The organism is Nocardioides sp. TF02-7, from assembly GCF_022437945.1.
GTDB lineage: Bacteria > Actinomycetota > Actinomycetes > Propionibacteriales > Nocardioidaceae > Nocardioides.
The window spans coordinates 2,853,756-2,871,040 of the sequence record NZ_CP092535.1 but is presented as its reverse complement, the minus strand read 5'-3'; the positions used below and the strand labels follow the sequence as shown (position 1 = coordinate 2,871,040).

At 72.0% G+C, this 17,285-nt stretch carries 18 protein-coding genes; 8 read left to right on the top strand and 10 right to left on the bottom strand.

Annotated elements, in window-relative coordinates:
- The first annotated feature begins 508 nt into the window (after nt 1–508).
- From MF408_RS14765 to MF408_RS14740, 6 genes are all read left to right on the top strand, one after another.
- A complete protein-coding gene (locus MF408_RS14765) occupies nt 509–838 on the top strand; it encodes a hypothetical protein (protein WP_240248337.1) in 330 nt (109 codons plus the stop codon).
- A gap of 40 nt (nt 839–878) precedes the next feature.
- Complete coding sequence (locus MF408_RS14760; RefSeq protein ID WP_240248336.1) at nt 879–1,043, top strand: hypothetical protein; 165 nt, start codon at nt 879–881, stop codon at nt 1,041–1,043.
- A 272-nt stretch (nt 1,044–1,315) separates the two neighbouring features.
- Nucleotides 1,316–2,689 carry an HNH endonuclease signature motif containing protein gene (locus MF408_RS14755; RefSeq protein WP_240248335.1) on the top strand — a complete coding sequence of 458 codons (1,374 nt, stop codon included), beginning with the start codon at nt 1,316–1,318 and terminating at the stop codon, nt 2,687–2,689.
- Nucleotides 2,690–3,054: 365 nt separating this feature from the next.
- Nucleotides 3,055–3,693, top strand: coding sequence for a nucleotidyltransferase domain-containing protein (locus tag MF408_RS14750; protein WP_240248334.1), 639 nt, complete (start codon nt 3,055–3,057; stop codon nt 3,691–3,693).
- Nucleotides 3,690–4,070 (top strand): HEPN domain-containing protein, encoded by a 381-nt coding sequence (locus tag MF408_RS14745; RefSeq protein WP_240248333.1) that lies wholly within the window; start codon nt 3,690–3,692, stop codon nt 4,068–4,070. The genes MF408_RS14750 and MF408_RS14745 overlap by 4 nt, the downstream gene beginning before the upstream one ends.
- Before the next feature lie 246 nt (nt 4,071–4,316).
- Nucleotides 4,317–4,613: a hypothetical protein gene (locus MF408_RS14740; protein ID WP_240248332.1), complete on the top strand. Its 297-nt coding sequence runs from the start codon at nt 4,317–4,319 to the stop codon at nt 4,611–4,613.
- Nucleotides 4,614–4,780: 167 nt separating this feature from the next.
- Here MF408_RS14740 and MF408_RS14735 read toward each other — a convergent pair whose 3' ends face one another.
- On the bottom strand, nt 4,781–5,173 hold the full coding sequence (locus tag MF408_RS14735; protein WP_240248331.1) for an ASCH domain-containing protein: 393 nt from the start codon (nt 5,171–5,173) through the stop codon (nt 4,781–4,783).
- Nucleotides 5,170–5,679, bottom strand: a complete 510-nt coding sequence (locus MF408_RS14730) for a MarR family transcriptional regulator (protein ID WP_240248330.1) — start codon at nt 5,677–5,679, stop codon at nt 5,170–5,172. The genes MF408_RS14735 and MF408_RS14730 overlap by 4 nt, the downstream gene beginning before the upstream one ends.
- 324 nt (nt 5,680–6,003) lie before the next feature.
- On the opposite strand from MF408_RS14730, the gene MF408_RS25575 reads away from it, so the two are divergent.
- On the top strand, nt 6,004–7,485 hold the full coding sequence (locus MF408_RS25575) for a GMC family oxidoreductase N-terminal domain-containing protein (RefSeq protein WP_345893951.1): 1,482 nt from the start codon (nt 6,004–6,006) through the stop codon (nt 7,483–7,485).
- A gap of 70 nt (nt 7,486–7,555) precedes the next feature.
- A complete protein-coding gene (locus MF408_RS14715) occupies nt 7,556–7,993 on the top strand; it encodes a VOC family protein (protein ID WP_240248329.1) in 438 nt (145 codons plus the stop codon).
- A 603-nt stretch (nt 7,994–8,596) separates the two neighbouring features.
- On the opposite strand, the gene MF408_RS14710 is transcribed toward MF408_RS14715, so the two are convergent.
- The 8 genes from MF408_RS14710 to MF408_RS14675 form a co-directional block, all read right to left on the bottom strand.
- Nucleotides 8,597–8,869, bottom strand: a complete 273-nt coding sequence (locus MF408_RS14710) for a hypothetical protein (RefSeq protein WP_240248328.1) — start codon at nt 8,867–8,869, stop codon at nt 8,597–8,599.
- Nucleotides 8,870–8,909: 40 nt separating this feature from the next.
- Nucleotides 8,910–9,092: a hypothetical protein gene (locus MF408_RS14705; RefSeq protein ID WP_240248327.1), complete on the bottom strand. Its 183-nt coding sequence runs from the start codon at nt 9,090–9,092 to the stop codon at nt 8,910–8,912.
- Nucleotides 9,093–9,257: 165 nt separating this feature from the next.
- Nucleotides 9,258–11,201 (bottom strand): CARDB domain-containing protein, encoded by a 1,944-nt coding sequence (locus tag MF408_RS14700; RefSeq protein WP_240248326.1) that lies wholly within the window; start codon nt 11,199–11,201, stop codon nt 9,258–9,260.
- 111 nt (nt 11,202–11,312) lie between these two features.
- Nucleotides 11,313–11,702 (bottom strand): helix-turn-helix transcriptional regulator, encoded by a 390-nt coding sequence (locus MF408_RS14695; protein ID WP_240248325.1) that lies wholly within the window; start codon nt 11,700–11,702, stop codon nt 11,313–11,315.
- Nucleotides 11,703–12,328: 626 nt separating this feature from the next.
- A complete protein-coding gene (locus MF408_RS14690) occupies nt 12,329–13,315 on the bottom strand; it encodes a nucleoside phosphorylase (protein ID WP_240248324.1) in 987 nt (328 codons plus the stop codon).
- Between the two features lie 192 nt (nt 13,316–13,507).
- The gene (locus MF408_RS14685) at nt 13,508–14,326 is read right to left on the bottom strand and encodes an alpha/beta hydrolase (RefSeq protein WP_240248323.1); all 819 of its coding nucleotides are present in this window, start codon (nt 14,324–14,326) and stop codon (nt 13,508–13,510) included.
- Nucleotides 14,327–14,357: 31 nt separating this feature from the next.
- A complete protein-coding gene (locus MF408_RS14680) occupies nt 14,358–15,134 on the bottom strand; it encodes a response regulator (protein ID WP_240248322.1) in 777 nt (258 codons plus the stop codon).
- Nucleotides 15,131–17,200 (bottom strand): PAS domain S-box protein, encoded by a 2,070-nt coding sequence (locus MF408_RS14675; protein ID WP_240248321.1) that lies wholly within the window; start codon nt 17,198–17,200, stop codon nt 15,131–15,133. Before MF408_RS14675 ends, MF408_RS14680 begins: the two co-directional genes overlap by 4 nt.
- Nucleotides 17,201–17,285 lie beyond the last annotated feature (85 nt).

The following is a 17,285-nucleotide window of genomic DNA, read 5'->3' as shown; positions in this document are numbered from 1 at the left end:
AGCTGGAGGGGCTAGTGCGGGCTGGCCTACGTCGACCGCACCTACCAGCTCTTGCCCGACGCCGAGCCGGGTCCGATGGACAACCCGCTCGGCAGCTTCAGCAGCTACGACGGCTACCAGGTGCTGCTGTTCCTGCACGAGGCCGGGCACTTCTCGGTGCTGTTCGTCTGCCCGACCGCGGACGACGCGCTCAAGCCGCTCCGGTTCGACGCCGTCTTCGACGAGGCGTGCCGTGCCGTCCCCGCGCTCGCCGCGTGGACCGATCCCGACCGGGCGCGGCCGACCAGCGCGGTCATGGTGGGCGGCGCGCTGCGCAACGTCTACCGGCCCCAGCGCGGCCTCGCCGGGCTGGTCTCGGTCGGCGACGTCGTGGCGACCACGACGCCCACCCGCGGTCGCGGCCTCGCGATGGCCTTTCACGCAGGTCGACGCCCTCCTCGAGCTGCTCGACGACGGCGCCGACCCGGGCGCGGTCTCCGCACCGTTCGGCGCGTGGTGCGACGAGCAGGTGCGGCCGTGGGTCGAGGACCACATCGCCATCGACACCGAGGCCGTGGCGCGCTGGCAGGGCGTCGAGCTCGACCTCACCCGGCCGCTGTCCAGCGAGCGGATCTGCGAGGCGGCCCAGGCCGACCCCGCGATCGGGGAGTACGCCGGCCCCTACTTCGCCATGGCCGCGCTCCCGAGCTGCCTCCAACCGGCCGAGCCGCTCGCCCGGGCGGTCTACGAGACGGGCTGGCGGGCGCCGTACGCCCCCGGCCCGACCCGCGACCAGCTCGTCGAGGTCATCCAGGACGCGGTCGCGCGCCGCGACCGCACGCAGAAGGCGAGTCGCTAGGGAGTAGCGGTGAGTCTTCGCCGCGTGGCCCAACTCGCGGGTGCACGTGCGTCCGTTCATCGAACGGTGTCCGCACAGTGCGCCGCTGGTCGACGGGGCCGGGCCACTTGCGCCGGAGTCCGCGGCCTTCGCGGCCTTCGCGGGTCGTACGGCCGGCCTGGCCGGCGTCGGGGCGGTGGTCGACGTCGCCGCCCTCTTGTTGTAGCGGGCCTCTCGCATCGCCCCGCACTGCTGCTTCCTTGCTCATCGCGCATTCACCTGGCGAACAGTACGCGTCGCCGCCGACGGTTTCGTCGCCTCGTCGGCGCTGCCGCAGCGTGGGGCGATGGTTCCGACCGGGCTCGCTGAACGCGATCGAAGCGGCGCAGCCGAGAGAAAGCCCACTTGTCGTCCACAGGCGGTTCTTGGGCCGAAGTTCTCCACAACCCTCGTGGTTGAGCGGGATTCTTGGCGGGCGGCTGGTGCTTCGATAGGAGCATGTTCGAAGGCCCGCCCACCACCGGTGCTCCCCCTGGGACGCATCCGGTCGAGGCGTGCGCACGACTCCTCGCGGAGACCGTGAACGACGCCGCCGAGCTTGAGGCGACCTTCATGACCACCGACGCCAAGGCCCGGGTGATCACGAAGCTCCACGCGGTGGAGAACCAGGTCAAGGCGCTGCGGCTGAAAGTGATGGCTGCCTCGTCCGACGTGGCCAGCGAGAACGCCGCCGCGGACGTGGCGTCGTGGTTGGCGCACGAGGTGAACGCCGACCTGCGCGACGCCCGGGCCGACCAACGGCTCGCGAAGGCGTTGGACGACCGGTTCCCCGTCGTAGCGGCGGCGTTCGCCGACGGCCGGGTGAGTGAGGAGCAGGCGTGGGTGATCGTCCGCGCCGTCGACGCCCTGCCCAAACGGGTCGGGCTGCAGGTCAAGGCCGACGCCGAGGAGACCCTCGTCGACTGCGCCGCCCAGTTCGCCCCCACCCAGCTCCGCATCCTCGGCCGACACATCCTGCACGTGGTCGCACCCGAGATCGCCGACGAAGAGGACGCGAAGAAGCTGGCCGAGGAAGAAGCCACCGCCGAGGAACGGTCCCGGCTCTCGATCCGCGACCTCGGCGACGGCACCTCGCGCATCTCCGGAATCATCCCCACCCCCGCGGCGAAACGGCTCGACACCTACCTCGACGCCCTCACCTCACCGCGCCACCGCGGCCCCGACACCGTCGAGGACGAGACCCAGACGACCGAAACCGGCGATGCGGAGCCGTTGGAGCCGACGACCACCGAGCTCCCTGACGGGACCGAGATCATCGGGTGTCACGACGAAGGCGACCGGATCCCCTACCCCAAGAAGCGCGCCCTGGCGTTCTGCACCCTTCTGGAGCGGCTCGACCCCGACCGGCTCCCCGAGCACGGCGGGGACGCCACCACCGTCCTCGTCACGATCACGTTGGAGGATCTGCGTTCCGAGCTCGGTGTCGCCGGGCTCGTCGAACCCGATCTCGAACACGGACCGAACATCACCGCCGCCGAAGCCCGACGTCTGGCCTGCAACGCCGGCATCATCCCCGTCGTCCTCGGCAGCGACAGCGAGGTCCTCGACCTCGGCCGCACCCGCCGCCTCCACACCCCGCACCAACGCAAAGCCATCCGACGACGCGACAAGCGATGTCGGGCCCGAGGCTGTCGGGTGAAACCGCAGTGGTGCGAGATCCACCACCTCCACGCCTGGCGGGACGGCGGGTCCACGAGCATCGACGACGGCGTCTGCTTGTGCGCCTACCACCACCGACTGATCGAGAACCCGAACTACGAGCACCGACGCCTGCCCGACGGCGACCTGTTCATCACTAAACGCCGCAGCTGAGTAGTCGTGCTCGTGCGAAGCGCGCGCTCATGCCGAGTTGCGGACGCCTCGATGAGCGGAATTTTCAAGAGCCACGGCGACTGCCGTGGCTCTTCGGACCCGGGCCGACTCGAACGGGCAACCAACCGTGTGCTCAGTGACGCGTCCTACCGGCTTGGACGCGTTGGGCGGGCTCACGCCAAAGGCTACTCGTGGAATGTCCGCCTGGCACCTCCGGTCATGCCGCACATAGGGCAGAGCGTGCGAGCCCGCTCATGCCGCGCTGAGGGCATAGCGTGCAAGCCGGCTCCTTGCACCACGGTACAGGATGAGCACTATGCCGCTCAAGCGAGTGGTATTGTGCTCAGTCTCGGAGGAGGCTCATCTTGGACTTGTCAGATCCGATGCGCGCGGTCATTCCCAGTGCTCACGGCGCAGTCCTTGCAGTCCTAGCGCGCACGGCGGAGCCGCTCAGTGGCCGAAAGGTCGCCGAGCTTGTCAACGGCAAGGTGGGCCAGTCACGCGTCAATGCCGTCCTCGGTGAGCTTGCAGACGCCGGCGTTGTTCTCCGCGAAAGCCGTCCCCCGGCGAAGTTCTACAGGCTCAACCGGGAACACGTGGCCGCTCCGGGAGTGCTCGCACTTGCCAACATGTGGGGCCTGCTGGTTGAACGTATCCGCGACGACTTCCGGGAGTGGGCCCACCCGCCGCTGGCCGCCTGCCTGTTCGGATCCGCCGCTCGAGGTGATGCTGGGCCCGACAGTGACATCGACGTGCTCGTGGTCCGTCGCGCGACCGACGACGACAAGGAGCCACAGGATGCCTGGCACGGACAAGTCGATGCGCTGATGTCGAAGGTAGCTGCCTGGTCGGGAAACCACTGCGAAGTCCTCGAGCTCACCCTCGACGAGCTCGAGGCGGCCGCCGTTCGCAAGGACCGCCTCGCGTCGGACCTATATGCAGATGCGATCAACCTGTTCGGCCCAGATGTGCGAACACTTCTCCGGAAAGCGGTCAGGCGATGAGTGCGCTCGAAGATGCACGCGCACACCTCGCCAAGGCCAGAGAGTTCCTCCAGGCCGCCCAGTTCAACCTCGACGTCGAACTGTTCAACGCGGCTACATCAGACGCTGTGATCTCCGGGATCAACTCCAAGGACGCCATCTGCCTCCGCCTGACAGGTACTACGCGCAAGGCCGACAACCACAATGAGGCGGTGGCAGAACTGAAGGCCGCCGGGCCGGCAGGAGCGGCCCTCGCTCCTACCTTCAGCCGGCTTCTGAAGCTCAAGACCAAGTCGCAATACCAGTCCGCGTCCATTGCGAAAGCGGAAGCCAACAAGGCAGTCGAATGGGCAACGCGGATGCTCGACGGAGCCGAATCGGTGGTCACCGCCCGCTGACGCGGGGACGGCACCCGTCGGACGCGGAAGCAGTCGCAGGCTGGGTGGTCGCGTCAGTCAGGCGGGCAGCTTCCACGGGCGACGGCCCTGGCTGGTTGCCGAAACGTGCACCTGCGGCCTCGTTGCTTGCCGAACTCGCAGCGGTGGGACCGAGACGCACTCATCTGCCGCGCTGAGGGCATAGCGTGCAAGCCCGCTCATCGTGCGGTCATGGCGAGGAGCGGACCCAGGTGTCATGCTGCCGCCATGGGTGACGAGCCGGGCGACGAACCACTCCTCCACGCGCGCGGCGTGCTGCTGATCGAAGACTTCTGCCGCGCCAGCGGGTTGGATCAAGAGACGGTGCAGCGCCTGCTGAGGAGTGGCGACCTCGAAGGTGGTCTGTGGAGAGACGAAGAACGAACGCGCCCCTTCGGGATTTTCGATGACCAGCTGCCCTCGCGAGCAGCGCTCATGGCCCTGGGACTGCCCGTCAGTGACGACTACGAACCGGAGGCTCTCCGCTCCTTCGAGATGCCCGATGACGATCTTGGCACTGAGTAAGGGCCATGCGCGACCAGCGAAATCGGCGCATGCGTGTCAGGGCGAAACGCCCAACCATGCCGCCCATAGCAGCAGGGTTCACGCCGAGGGCTCTGGCGCCGAGCCCGAGCACCTCTCGTCCTCGACCGTGAACGCCTCGTGCGGGCGCCATCCCCGCCCCGAGGCCGTCAGGCCAGCTCGAAGCGCACGAGCACGACCTCGGTGTCATCGGTCACCGCCGTGCCCTCCGCCGCCCAGAACCGCCGGTGGCCGGCGCGCCACTCCTCGAGGTCGCGGTCGCCCTCCCCCTCGGCCGCGGCGAACTCCCACGGCACGTCGGCGAAGCGGACGGTCTCGACCGAGGTGACCTCGACGGTGGCGATCCGGGCGCCGGCGTCGTCGAGGAGCGCCAGCCGCTCCCCCGGGTGCTCGAGGGCCTCGCCCTCCTCGTCGTACTCCCCGAGCAGGCCGGCGGTGGCGCGCTTCCGACCGGCCAGGACCAGGCCGTTGAGGCGGGCTCGCAGCTCGCCGGGCGTCCCGAGCTCCAGGGCACGCAGTCCGTCCACGCGGGGCCAGGTCATGGCCCGACCGTAGCCGCTCGCCCGCCGGCCCGGGGCGGGGTGCGGGGTCGCTCCAGCGTCTCCGTGAGCCGTCGCGCCGCCTCCGCGACCGTCCGCAGGTCGTCGTCCGACCAGTCGTCCAGCAGCCCCCGGTAGATCCGGCGGGCCGTCTGCTTCGTGCGCCCGTGCCGGGCGACGCCCGCGCGGGTCGCCCGGACGAGGACCGCCCGGCCGTCCTGCGGGTCGCCGCTCCGCTCGACCAGTCCGAGGTTCTCGAGCCGCCGGAGCTGGGTGGTCATCGTGGACCGGTCCACCTCCTGCCAGTCCGCGAGCGCCGAGATCCGGACCGGCCCGGTGTCGGTGATCCGGCCCAGCAGCCAGGCGTCGGTCCAGGACAGGGTCGGCTCGGCGTCGCCGAGCATCGCGCGCTTCACGTCGCTGCGGGTGAACCAGCGCACCAGCATCGGTACGGCGCGCTCGAGGGCCGCCGCGGCCTCGGCAGCGGTCTGGGGCGCTTCGTCGGGCATGGCGACGACCCTACCGCCATTTAGTTGGAACAAACCAACTATCTCTGTCGTTCTACCTGGTGACGCGCCTCGGAGGGGAGAGCGACTCCCCCCGGCGCCGAGGCCCCCGTCGACAGTGCGAACCAGACCGTTCGACAAAGGCCGCGGCCACGCGCTCGCGGCGGAAGGAGAAGGGCATGAAGCACCTGCCACGCCAGTACGACTACATCGTCGCCGGAGCCGGATCGGCCGGTTCCATCGTCGCGTCCCGCCTGTCGGAGAACCCGGAGAACCAGGTCCTCCTGCTCGAGGCCGGCCCCCGAGGACCGCAGCCCGTGGTCGCGGATCCCGCTCGGCTTCGGCCTCATCCTGTTCAACGACAAGTACATCTGGCAGGACTACGAGACCTCGGCCGAACCCGGCCTCAAGGGCCGCTCCTTCCAGCTGCCCGCCGGCAAGCTCGTCGGCGGCTCGGGCGCCATCAACGGGCTGATCCACGTGCGCGGCACCAAGGACGACTACCGCGCCTGGGTCGAGTCGGGCGCCGAGGGCTGGGGCTGGGACGACGTCCTGCCCTTCCACAAGCGGTACGAGGACAGCTATCGCGGCGACACCGGCCTGCACGGCACCGGCGGCCCGATCGCGGTCGAGAACGCCCGCTGGAAGACGCCTCTCGCCGACGCCTACATCGACACCGCGGCGCGGGTGCTGGGCACCGGCAAGCACGTCGACTTCAACTCCGGCAGCCCGGAGGGCTCCGGCTACTGGGACGTCGCCACCCGCGACGGCGTACGTTCCTCCACCTCGCAGACCATCCTCAAGGAGGCGCGCAAGCGCCCGAACCTCACCGTGCTGACCGAGGCGTTCGTGACGAGGGTCGTCCTCGAGGGCCGGCGCGCGGTCGGGGTCGCCTACCGCAAGGACGGTCAGGAGCTGACCGTGACCGCGGCCCGGGAGACGATCCTCAGCACCGGAGCCCTGCGTACGCCGCAGCTCCTGCAGCTGTCGGGCATCGGCCCGGCCGCGCTCCTCAAGGCGCACGGGATCGAGGTCGTCCACGACCTGCCGGGCATCGGTGAGCACCTGATGGACCACATCCAGGTCGGCCGGAAGTACACGACGTCGAGCAAGGACACGTTCAACGCGATGGTCGGGAGCATGCTCAAGCAGGGCTTCAACGGCGTGAAGTACCTGGCCGGCGACCGCTCCGGGCCGCTGACCATCGGCGCCTCCCTCGCCGGCTCCTACGTCAAGACCGACCCGGGGCTGGCCGAGCCGGACCTGCAGCTCCACTTCCTCCCGTTCATGCCCGGCGACAAGGGCTGGGACCTGGCGGACACCTCCGGGTTCCGGCTCGCCATGTACGAGGGGCGGCCGAAGAGCCGCGGCCACGTGCGGATCACCTCCGCCGACCCCACCGCGCCGGCCGACATCACCTTCAACCACCTGTCCTCCGAGGAGGACCAGCAGGTGCTGATGAAGGGCATGCGCATCGCGAAGCGGATCGCGGACGCCATGCCGGCCGGGCTCGACATCCGCGAGGTGGAGCCCGGGCCGCTCGCCGACACCGACGAGGGCCTCCTCGACTACATGCGCGAGTCGGCCAACACCGGCTTCCACTACGCCGGCACCGCCCGGATCGGCACCGACGACCTGGCCGTGGTCGACCCGCAGCTGCGAGTGCGCGGCGTCGACGGCCTCCGCGTGGTCGACGCGTCGGTCATGCCGGTGCAGATGACGGGCAACATCCACCCGACGGTCCTGATGATCGCCGAGCGCGGCGCGGACCTCGTCCAGCAGGACGCCCGCCGGCGGCTGGCCGCCTGACCCGGGCGAGCCCCGGACCCCGGGGCGGCAGGCCGAGCGCCTGCCGCCCCGGTGTCGTAGCGTGCGACCCATGGCCATCAAGCTGGAGAACGTCGGCATCGCCGTCCGCGACCTCGAGGCGACGATCGCCTTCTTCACCGACCTCGGGCTCACGGTCCTCGGGCGTGACACCGTCAGCGGCGAGTGGACCGACACCGCCGTCGGACTCGACGGCAACCACGCCAAGATCGCCATGCTCCAGACCCCGGACGGCCACGGCCGGCTCGAGCTCTTCGAGTACCTCCACCCCGAGGCGATCGAGACCGAGCCGACGCGTCCCAACGAGATCGGCATGCACCGGGTCGCCTTCTCCGTCGACGACCTCGACGAGGCCCTGGCCGTCGCCGCGCGGCACGGCTGCCACCCGCTGCGCGGCGTGGCGACGTACGAGGACGTCTACAAGCTCACCTACGTCCGCGGGCCCAGCGGCATCATCGTGATGCTCGCGGAGGCGCTGCAGAAGGGCTGAGCAGCTCCCGACCGGCGTCAGCAGGGCCGGGCGCCGTGCGCGGTCAGCACCCGGTGCAGCTCCGCGGCGTAGCGCGCCTCGCGGAGGTCCTTGAGCGGGTTGTCGACGACCCGGTTGATGTGCTCCCCGGCTCACCGCGACGTGCATCGGGCCGGTCGGCGCATGGATCGTCAACGTGCGCAGGCCGCGCAGCCCCACCGTCTGCAGCCGGACCGGCAGGCCCGCGCACGGCACCCACCACGCGGGCTCCGCGGCGCCGTCGGGCTGGTAGGCGAGATGGCCGTCGCGGATCTCGAGCGTCCCGACGTCCGCCCCGGCAGTCCCGCCGACGCGCCCGATCGGGCCGTTGCCGAAGACCATCACGTTCCACCGCAACGGAGCACCGGGCGGCAACGGAGCTGGTCCGCCCGCTCCGCACGACGAGCACCACGACGAGGACGACAACGGCGAGCATCGAGAGACCGATCAGGCCGAAGAGCCCGACCACCATCAGGGTGGTGACGTTCACCGGCGACTCCGACCTCCCGCGCTCCGCCGGACACGCACCGTGCCGGCGCGGTCACCGTACCGGTGCCGGGGCCCCGGGCCACGGACCGCGGCGCGCTACGGCAGCGTGATCGTCCCCGAGATCGACACCGTCGCGTTGTGCACCCCGAGACCGTCCTCGTACTCGACGGTGTCGTTGCACTCGAACGTGTAGGTGTCCGAGCCCGGTGCGGTCGGCTCGAACTCCCAGAACCAGCTGCCGCCGTCGTTGATCACCGGGCACGAGGGCACGACCAGGACGTCGGTGCCCGAGGACGGGAAGGTGCCGCCGCAGTTGGTGTGCACCCGCTCGTACGTCGTCTGCATGCCGACCAGCGCGTTGACCAGCACCCGCTCGGAGTCCGGCTCGTCCCAGGCGGAGGTGGCGAGCTCACCGAGCGTTCCCCGAACCCTGGTGGGTGGTGTCGCTGGTCTCCGCGCACGGCCGGTGCACCTCGCCGTGGCGCGTGCGCCGGACGGCGTACGTCGACGCCGGGTCCATCGGCCAGATGTCCGGCGCGTCCGGCTCGGGCGGGAGGAACCCCATCCCGAGCGTGCCGCTGCCCTCGGTCACGGACTCCGACTCGACGGAGCCGTCGTCGTTGTAGTCCTTGATCTCCTCGCGATAGCTGAAGGTCAGGTTGCCGGTGCAGGTCGCGGCCGCGTCGGCGGCGGCCGTGGCCGTGGCTGCGAGGCCGGCCGGCCCGTTGGGGCAGCCGCAGTAGGCGAAGCCGCGCAGCTAAGGCCCGAAGTCCTTCGCGTCGGTCTGGTGGGCGTTGGAGAAGATCAGCACGACCGAGACCGCGCGCCGGGCGCCGTCGTCGATGCAGAGCACGGTCTTCTGCTGGTCGGACAGGTCGACGATCGCGTGGTTGCCGTCGTCGTAGGTGATCACCGCCCGCAGCTTGGCGTGCTCGTCGCCGGCGAGGTCGTTCTCGACCTCGAGCTCGGTCACGCCCTCGTCGATGTCGAGCTCGAGGTACTGCGCCGCCAGGTGGTCGACGTGGACGCTCGGGTTGCGGGGGTGGCCGGCGAAGACCGGCTCCGGGCCGATCGGCTTCGCGCCGAGCGTCAGGTCGTCCCAGTCCTTGTAGTCGCGGATCGGCCCGCGGTTCCAGTTGGACAGGGCGAACTCGTCCCAGGTCGACTCGAAGCCGTCGCCGGGCAGCGCGGCGTCGAGGGCGGGCTTGGGCTTCATCGTCGCCGCGTTGGCCCACACCTCGCCGACGAATTGGGGCGACGTCTTGCGCACGGCCCACTGCGTGAAGAGGTAGGCGCCGTAGTCGTGCTTGGGCGGCGTCTCCGAGTCGAGCGAGATCCGCGGCCGGTCGAGGAGCAGCGGCGCCGCGAGGTGCTCGGTGTCGTCGGGCGCGAGGCCGATCCCGTACGCCGGGTCCGTCACGTAGTCCTGCACCCACTCGGCGGTCATCTCCATCATCCAGCGGTAGTCGCCGCAGCTGCCGTTCATCGGCATCGCGTACTGGACGGCGTGCATGACCTCGTGGGCGAGGTAGGGCTCGATGCCCGGCCACTCGGCGGGCTTGGTGCGCGGCCAGACCATGTGGGCCGTCTGGCCGGCCTGCCCGCACGGGCCGTCGCCGTACGTCGTCGCCGTCGCGGCGTCGACGATGGCGATGTCGAACGCGTCGCTGCCGCCGTCGCAGAGGCCCCCGCCGTCGGACTTGATGGAGCGCCCCATCAGGCTCTCCAGCTCCGGCAGCACCGTGGCGAGCACGGCCGACAGCTCGCCGGCGAGCACCGCGTCGTCGGGGTGGTCGGCGAGCCACCAGATCCGGAACCTGCCGTCCGCGGTGTCCTCGAAGTCCCAGGTCTCGAAGGCCGGCGTGCGGATCTCGTCGCTGCCCGCGCACCAGGGCGAGCTCAGGACCGGCTCGTCCGCGGTCGGCGCAGCCTGGTGGGTGCCGCCGGGGCCGTCGGTGCGGGTGAGGTCGGCGGACGCCGGCGTCCAGTGGCTGCCGGCGTAGAACGGCGGGACGAGGAACGGGCGGAGCTGCTCCTGCCCGGCCCTGCTGAGCGACGGCCACTGCTCGGCGGCGTCGACGAGCGCCCCGTGCTCCAGGCCGTCCGCCGGACCGCGGTAGCGCGCCGGCAGCCGGGGGTCGCGGAAGTCGGCGAAGACCTTGTAGACCAGGCCCTGCTCGGCCGAGATCCGGCCGGCCTGCACGTCGGCCTCGATCAGGTCGTGGCTCGTGGCGGGCGCGGTGGGGCGGGCGGCGACGGCGATCCGGGCCGACGCCCGGCAGTTGTCGGTCTCCCGCTTCTCGCGCACCTTGCGCCGGCCGTCGGCGCACGCGATCACGTAGTACGTCCCCGGCGCCACCGCGGCGGGCACGGTGAGCGTCACCCGTCCGGTCCACGCCTTCCGCGGCGTGAGCGCCGGCGTGCGCAGGCTCGGCCGGAGGGCGCGGTCGGCGCCGGGCCGGCGGTCCGTGGAGAGCCGGTACGACGTCGTGGTCGCGCGCACCTTGCCGGGGCCGGCGTTGCGGATCTTGGTGCGCACGCCCGCCTTGCCACCGGCCGTGACCTTCGCCGGAGCCTGCACGGAGGCGACGACCAAGTTCGGCTTCGCGGCCGGCCCGGCGGCCGCCCGGTCGGCGACCGGCGCCAGGACGGCCATGACGAGCGCGCTGCAGAGCAGCAGCAGACGGGAACGTGCAGCCACCGCTGCCTCCTTCGCACGACGACGGCCGCCATTCGACCGCGGTCGAGAAGGCTGCGCTACCGTCGCAGGGATGAGGCAGGGGGTCCGGAGGGACGATCCTCCGGAGTCCGCTCAGGCGCTGCGGCCCGTCACCGGTGCCGACCGCACCACGTGTGCCTGCTGCGACTGCTCCTGGGCCTCCTGCGCGAGCATCCGCGCAGCTCCCTTGATGCGCAGCATCATGGTCGCCGACGGCGTCACCTTGCCGGTGACGTAGGTCGAGAGCCGCGACGGCGACGTGCCGACGTACGCCGAGAACTCGCGCTGGCTGAGCCCGCTCACGGCGATCATCCGGCGGATCTCGCGTGCGATCGCGCTGCGCTCGCGGGCCTCCTCCCGCTGCCGGTAGACGCGGCGGCACTCGACGAGGGCGCGCTCGACGAGGCGCAGGTGGGCGGCGCCGGCCAGGCTGACCAGCCGCTCGCCGTCGGGGCCCCACGGGCTGCTCGCGAGCGGCGCCACGACCGCGCGCCACTGGCGGGCGTTTGCCGCGCTCGATCACGTCCTCGAGCGCAGCCGGCGACGCCACCAGCACCGGCGGGTCGTCGTCGACGACGTCGGCGAGCAGCATCCAGAACATGTGGGTGTAGCAGCGTCCGGCGACGCGGCTCGCCTCGCCGGGGGCCAGGCCCGCGGCCCGGAGCCGCCACTCGACCGGGCCGGGCGTCGAGAGCCGGCGGATCGCCGACGTCAGCACCGGCAGGTCGCCGCTCGTGCCGAGCAGGTCGTCGACCCGGTCCTGGATGGCGGCCACGCGCTCGTGGCCGTAGCGCTCGACCAGGTGGTCGAGCTGTCGGTAGTCGTCGGCGTCGCCGACCGTGACCAGCCTGACCAGGTTGGTGGTCACGGCGATGTTCCGCTCGGGCAGCGACTGCCACCCGGCCGACCTGCGGACCTGCTGGAACCGACGTTCGATCTCGTCGGCGAGGCCGGTGCGGACCTCGTGCATGGCTGTTCGTCCCGAGAGGGCTTCTCTGTGTTCGGTGAGCATGGCGCCCTCGTCCCCTGCCGCGGTCTGTTGGAGCGGACCGGTGTCTCCCACACCCTCGATCCACTCCCGCGGCGGACGAGCGGATCGCACATCGTCCTCAGTTGCTGCGGACCGTCCCCCGACAGTCCGAGACCATCAACACACGCCGCGGCGCCGGAGGCAATGCGGTCGGGGGATTTTCCACAGCATCGACGATGATTCGGGACCTTGGTCCCGGCCGGCCCCGCCCGGAGGCACCACGGCGCACCGGTGCCGCCGGTCCATCGACACGGGACAGAGCGTCAGGTCCGCTCGGCGGCGAGGGCGAGCGCGGCGGTGGCGGCGACGTCGAACAGGCCCTCCCGGACGTCCGAGCGGCTCTGCCAGGAGCGGTGGTCCCACGAGACGCCGGACAGGTCGTCCCCGCAGTAGACGACCTGGGCGAGCGGGACCCCCGGAACCGCGCGATCGCGACGAGCGCCGCCGCCTCCATCTCGACCGTGAGGCACCCCTCGGCGCGCCGGGCGGCGACCTTGCCGGGGGTCTCGCGGTAGGGCGCGTCCGTGGTCCAGGTCAGGCCGGAGACGAAGGGCAGCTGCCGACTCGTGAGGACGGCTTCGAGGGTACGCCGGGCGGCGGGGTCCGCCTCGACCCGGCGGCCGGGCGGCAGGTAGTGGAAGGACGTCCCCTCGTCACGGAGCGCCGACGACACCACCACGACGTGCCCGAGCGTCAGGTCCGCGTGGAGGCTGCCGGCGCCACCGCAGACGACGAAGTACCTGCAGCCCGTGGCGATCACCTCCTCGAGCAGCCCACCCGCCAGCGGCGCACCCACCCCCGACCGGAGGACCGCCAGCCGCTGACCGTCGTGCTCGACCTCGAGCAGCGGGTGCGGCCCGTCCTCCCACCGGTTCTCGGCCAGCACCCGCGCACCCCTCTGCGTCACGAGGCGGTCGACGACATCGCCGAAGAACGTGATGACGCACGCCTCCGGGACGTCGCGCCCGGCGATGTGCTCCGACGGCTCGATGAGCGCCCGCCGCGCGCCGTCGTGCTCGGTCAACGGGATGCCGAACCCGCCTGCACCGCCCGGCTCCAGCTCCACCCGCGTCCTTCCCGTCGCCCGTGGCCGCTCATCCTGGCAACGCCGGGCTCAGGGCGCGACCTGGATGGGGTCGTGCACCGGGGCCGCGGCGCCACCGGGGTAGCTGAGGTGCGCTCCACCGACACCTGGTGCCGGTGGAGCGCACCTCAACGCCCAGTCACCCCATCCACCCCGCCCCCGAGCGAGCCCCGCTCACCGCACCGCATCGGCCAGCCGCGCGACCGCCCGCGCGACCCGCGGGCCGAACATGACCGGGTCGTTGTGGTCGGCGCCCTCGATCACGACCCGCTCGAAGAGCGTCGGCGCCTCGTCGGCCACCTGCTCGCTGAGCCGGGTCGGCACGACGCTGTCGCGGTCGCCGTAGACCACGGTCACCGGTACGTCGGTCGCGGCGAGGTGGTCGGAGACCGGGAAGTCGTCGCGGAGCAGGAGCCGCACGGGCAGCCACGGGTAGTGCTCGGCGCCGACGTCGGCGAGCTCGGTGAACGGTGAGCGCAGCACCACGCCGGCCGGTGGCCGCACCGCCTGCAGTGCGGCGACCACACCGGTGCCGAGGGACTCGCCGAAGTAGATGGTCCGCTCCGGCGGGAAGCCGAGGTCGGCCAGTGCGTCGACGGCGGCGAGGGCGTCGAGGGCCAGCCCCTCCTCGCTCGGGCTGCCCGGGTTGCCGCCGTAGCCGCGGTAGTCGAGCAGCAGCACGGCGAACCCCGACCGGCGCAGCTGCTCGGCGAAGCCGGCCCGGCCCGCCCGGTTGCCGCCGTTGCCCGGCGCGACCAGCACGGCCGTCCGCCGGTCGGGCTCACCGCGCGCCGGCGCCGCGGGCACGAACCAGGCGCCCAGCGTCAGGCCGTCCTCGGTGTGCAGCTCGACGTCCTGGGCGCCGTCGACGACGTCCGCCGCCGGCGGCACCTCCGACGGGTCGGGGAAGTAGACCAGCCGTCGCTGCTGCCACCAGAGCAGGGCGACCACGATCGCCACCACGAGCACGAGCACGACGAGCACCCGGAGCACGCGCCGCGCCACGCCTCACCCGGCCAGCGCGTCACCCGGCGCGCGCCGGAGCTCCGCCCAGACGACCTTGCCGTCGTCGTGGTGCTCCACGCCCCCACGCCGCGGCCAGCGCGGACACCAGCAGCAGGCCCCGGCCGTTCTCGGCGCCGGTGTCGTCGCCGCGCAGCACCGGCGCTCCCGGGCCGCGGTCGCGGACGGCGATCCGCAGCGCCTCGTCGGTCTGCGAGACGCCCACCTCGTAGTCGGAGCGGGCGTGCAGGACGGCGTTGGCGGCGAGCTCGGTCACGACCAGGTACGCAAGGTCGAGCTGCGCCTGGAGGCCCCACTCCTCGAGCTTCGACCGCACGAACCGGCGCGCCTCGCTGACGCTGCCCAGCTCCTGGGAGAGCTCGAGCGAGGCCTCGGTCGACCGGTCCTCCCGCGCCACGGTGCCGACGACGTCGACGAGGTAGCCGACGTCGACGTCCTTGAGGAGATAGCTCGCCGCCTGCTCCTCGAGCCAGCCGCGGTCCTCGGCCTCCGCACCCGAGAAGATCACGACCTTCACGTCCGGGCGCAGCTCCTGCACCCGCGCCAGCACCTCGCGGCCGCTGACGTCGGGCAGGGTCAGGTCCAGCACGACGACGTCGGGCTCGAGGTCGCGCGCGAGCGTGATGGCGTCCTCGCCGCAGGCCGCCTCACCGACGACGTCGAAGCCGCCGCGCAGACGCAGGGCGTTGCGCACGAGGACCCGTACGTCGGCCGCGTCGTCGACCACGAGGACGCGGACCGGACTGTTGTCCTCCCCGCTGGTGTTGCTGCCGCTCACCTGACCCCCACTTGCTGCTCTTCCCCAGCTGGAGCCGCTGGGATGGTGACGACGAAGGCTCCGTCGTCACGACGATAGTCGGCGTCGCCGCCCTGGGCCCGAGCGAGGACCCGGACGATGTAGAGCCCGAGCCCGGTGCCGCGCGAGCTGCCGGTGGCGAACCGCTCGAACAGGCGCCCCTGGAGCCCCTCCGGGACACCGTCGCCGGCGTCCCTGATCACCAGGCGGACCGTCTCCTCGCCAGGCTCGGCCGTGACGAGCACCGGCGCCGCACCGTGCAGGAGCGCGTTGCGCACCAGGTTCTCCAGGATCTGGGCGAGCCGGTCGGTGTCGGCGACCACCCGCAGCCCCGCGGGCACCTCGACCACGACCTCGCCGTTCTCCCCGGGAGACCCGCTCGACCGCAGGGTGCGCTCTACCTCGGCGCCGAGGTCGATCACCTCGAGCTGCATGTCGAGCGCGCTGCTGCGGATCCGGGAGGCCGTCAGGAGGTCGCCGAGGAGCCGCTGGAGCCGGGTGGCGCCGCTCATCATCGAGCCGAGCAGCTCCTCGCGCTGGTCGTCGTCCATGGCGGTCCACTGGTCGCGGAGCAGCTGCGCGCTCCCGCCGAGCACGCCCACCGGCGAGCGCAGCTCGTGGGCGGTCAGCGCGAGGAACTGCGCCTGGTCCTCGGCCGCCTGCTGGAGCCGCTGGTTGGCGGTCTCGAGCTGCTCGTTGGCCTCCGCCAGCGCCGCGGCGGCGCGCTCCTGCTGCTGCAGCATGTGCAGCCGCTCGGTCACGTCCCGCGTCACCTTCCCGAAGCCGACCAGGTTGCCGACGTCGTCGCGCACGGCCGTGATCGTCACGTGCGCCCAGAACGTCGTGCCGTCCTTGCGGACCCGCCAGCCCTCCTCCTCGTACCGGCCGTCGCGGGCAGCGATCTCGAGCTCGTGCTCGGGGTGCTGCTCGACCTGCTTGTCGCGGGGGTAGAACGTCCGGAAGTGCCGGCCGACGATCTCCTCCTCGGTCCAGCCCTTGATGCGTTGGGCGCCCGCGTTCCAGCTGGCGATGTGCCCGGTCGGGTCGAGCATGAAGATCGCGTAGTCCTGGACCGCCTCCACCAGCATCCGGAACCGCTGCTCGCTGAGGTGCAGCTCTTCCTCGGCCTCGCGCTGGGCGCTGACGTCCTGGACCTGCAGGAACAGGTAGAGCGGGCGCTGGGCGGCATCGCGCACCGGCGACAGCGTGCACAGCAGCCGCTGGTCCTCGGCGCCGACGACGCCGTGCTCGAACTGCACCACCTCGCGCGACCCGCTCACGACCGCCTGCAGGGCGTCCTGCACCCGGTCGACGTCGGCGCCGACGAGGTCGGCGTACGACATCGCCACCAGCTCGGGCACCGGGCGGCCGGTCAACCGGCCGAGGCTGGGGTTGGCGCGCACCAGGCGGCCGGCCAGGGTCATGGTCGCCATGCCGATCGCGGCGTCGTCGAACACCTCGCGGAACCGCTCGAGGTGCTCGCGCAGGACCGGCTCGACCATGGAGGCGCTCGCCCAGCCGCTCGGCTCCTCGGACCCGTCGGTGCGCTCGAGCCGGCGCGACCGCGGCTCCGGCTGCACGATCGCCCGCTCGCCCGCGCTGCCCGTCTCCAGGACGGCGAGGAGGTCGTCGGCGAGGGACTGCAGCGACGAGGACTTCTCGAAGAAGGCGTCGGCCCCCAGCGCCAGGGTGCGCTCGGCCAGCCCCTCCTCCACGAAGCCGCTGTACATGACCACGCGGGTCGCCGGCGCGGCGCTCCTGATCCGCGGCAACGCCTCCAGGCCGTCCATGCCGGGCATCGAGACGTCGAGCAGCACGAGGTCGGGGCGGAGCCGGTCCGCCAGCTCGATCGCCTCCTGGCCGCTGGCGGCCTCGCCGACCACGTCGATCGTCCCGGCCAGCCGGAGCCGGGCGCGGACCAGGGTGCGGACCTCGACCGCGTCGTCGACCAGCACCACCGTCGGGACGCGACCGACCTCGTCGCGCCCCACGACCGGGCCACGGTCCAGGCCGGTGTCCGGCTCCGACCGGGTCGTGGTGGGTTCCACGGGCGACCTCTCCTGTCCTCGTGGGCCGGACGAGTGCCCGGCTGCTGGTCCGACGGTAACCCGCAGGACCCATCCGATGCAGACC

Coding starts and splice junctions, on each gene's coding strand:
- MF408_RS14715 (WP_240248329.1), top strand. CDS start 7,556: ATGGCCATCAAGCTGGAGAACGTCGGCATCGCCGTCCGCGACCTCGAG.
- MF408_RS14735 (WP_240248331.1), bottom strand. CDS start 5,173: ATGACCTGGCCCCGCGTGGACGGACTGCGTGCCCTGGAGCTCGGGACG.
- MF408_RS14730 (WP_240248330.1), bottom strand. CDS start 5,679: ATGCCCGACGAAGCGCCCCAGACCGCTGCCGAGGCCGCGGCGGCCCTC.
- MF408_RS14755 (WP_240248335.1), top strand. CDS start 1,316: ATGTTCGAAGGCCCGCCCACCACCGGTGCTCCCCCTGGGACGCATCCG.
- MF408_RS14745 (WP_240248333.1), top strand. CDS start 3,690: ATGAGTGCGCTCGAAGATGCACGCGCACACCTCGCCAAGGCCAGAGAG.
- MF408_RS14740 (WP_240248332.1), top strand. CDS start 4,317: ATGGGTGACGAGCCGGGCGACGAACCACTCCTCCACGCGCGCGGCGTG.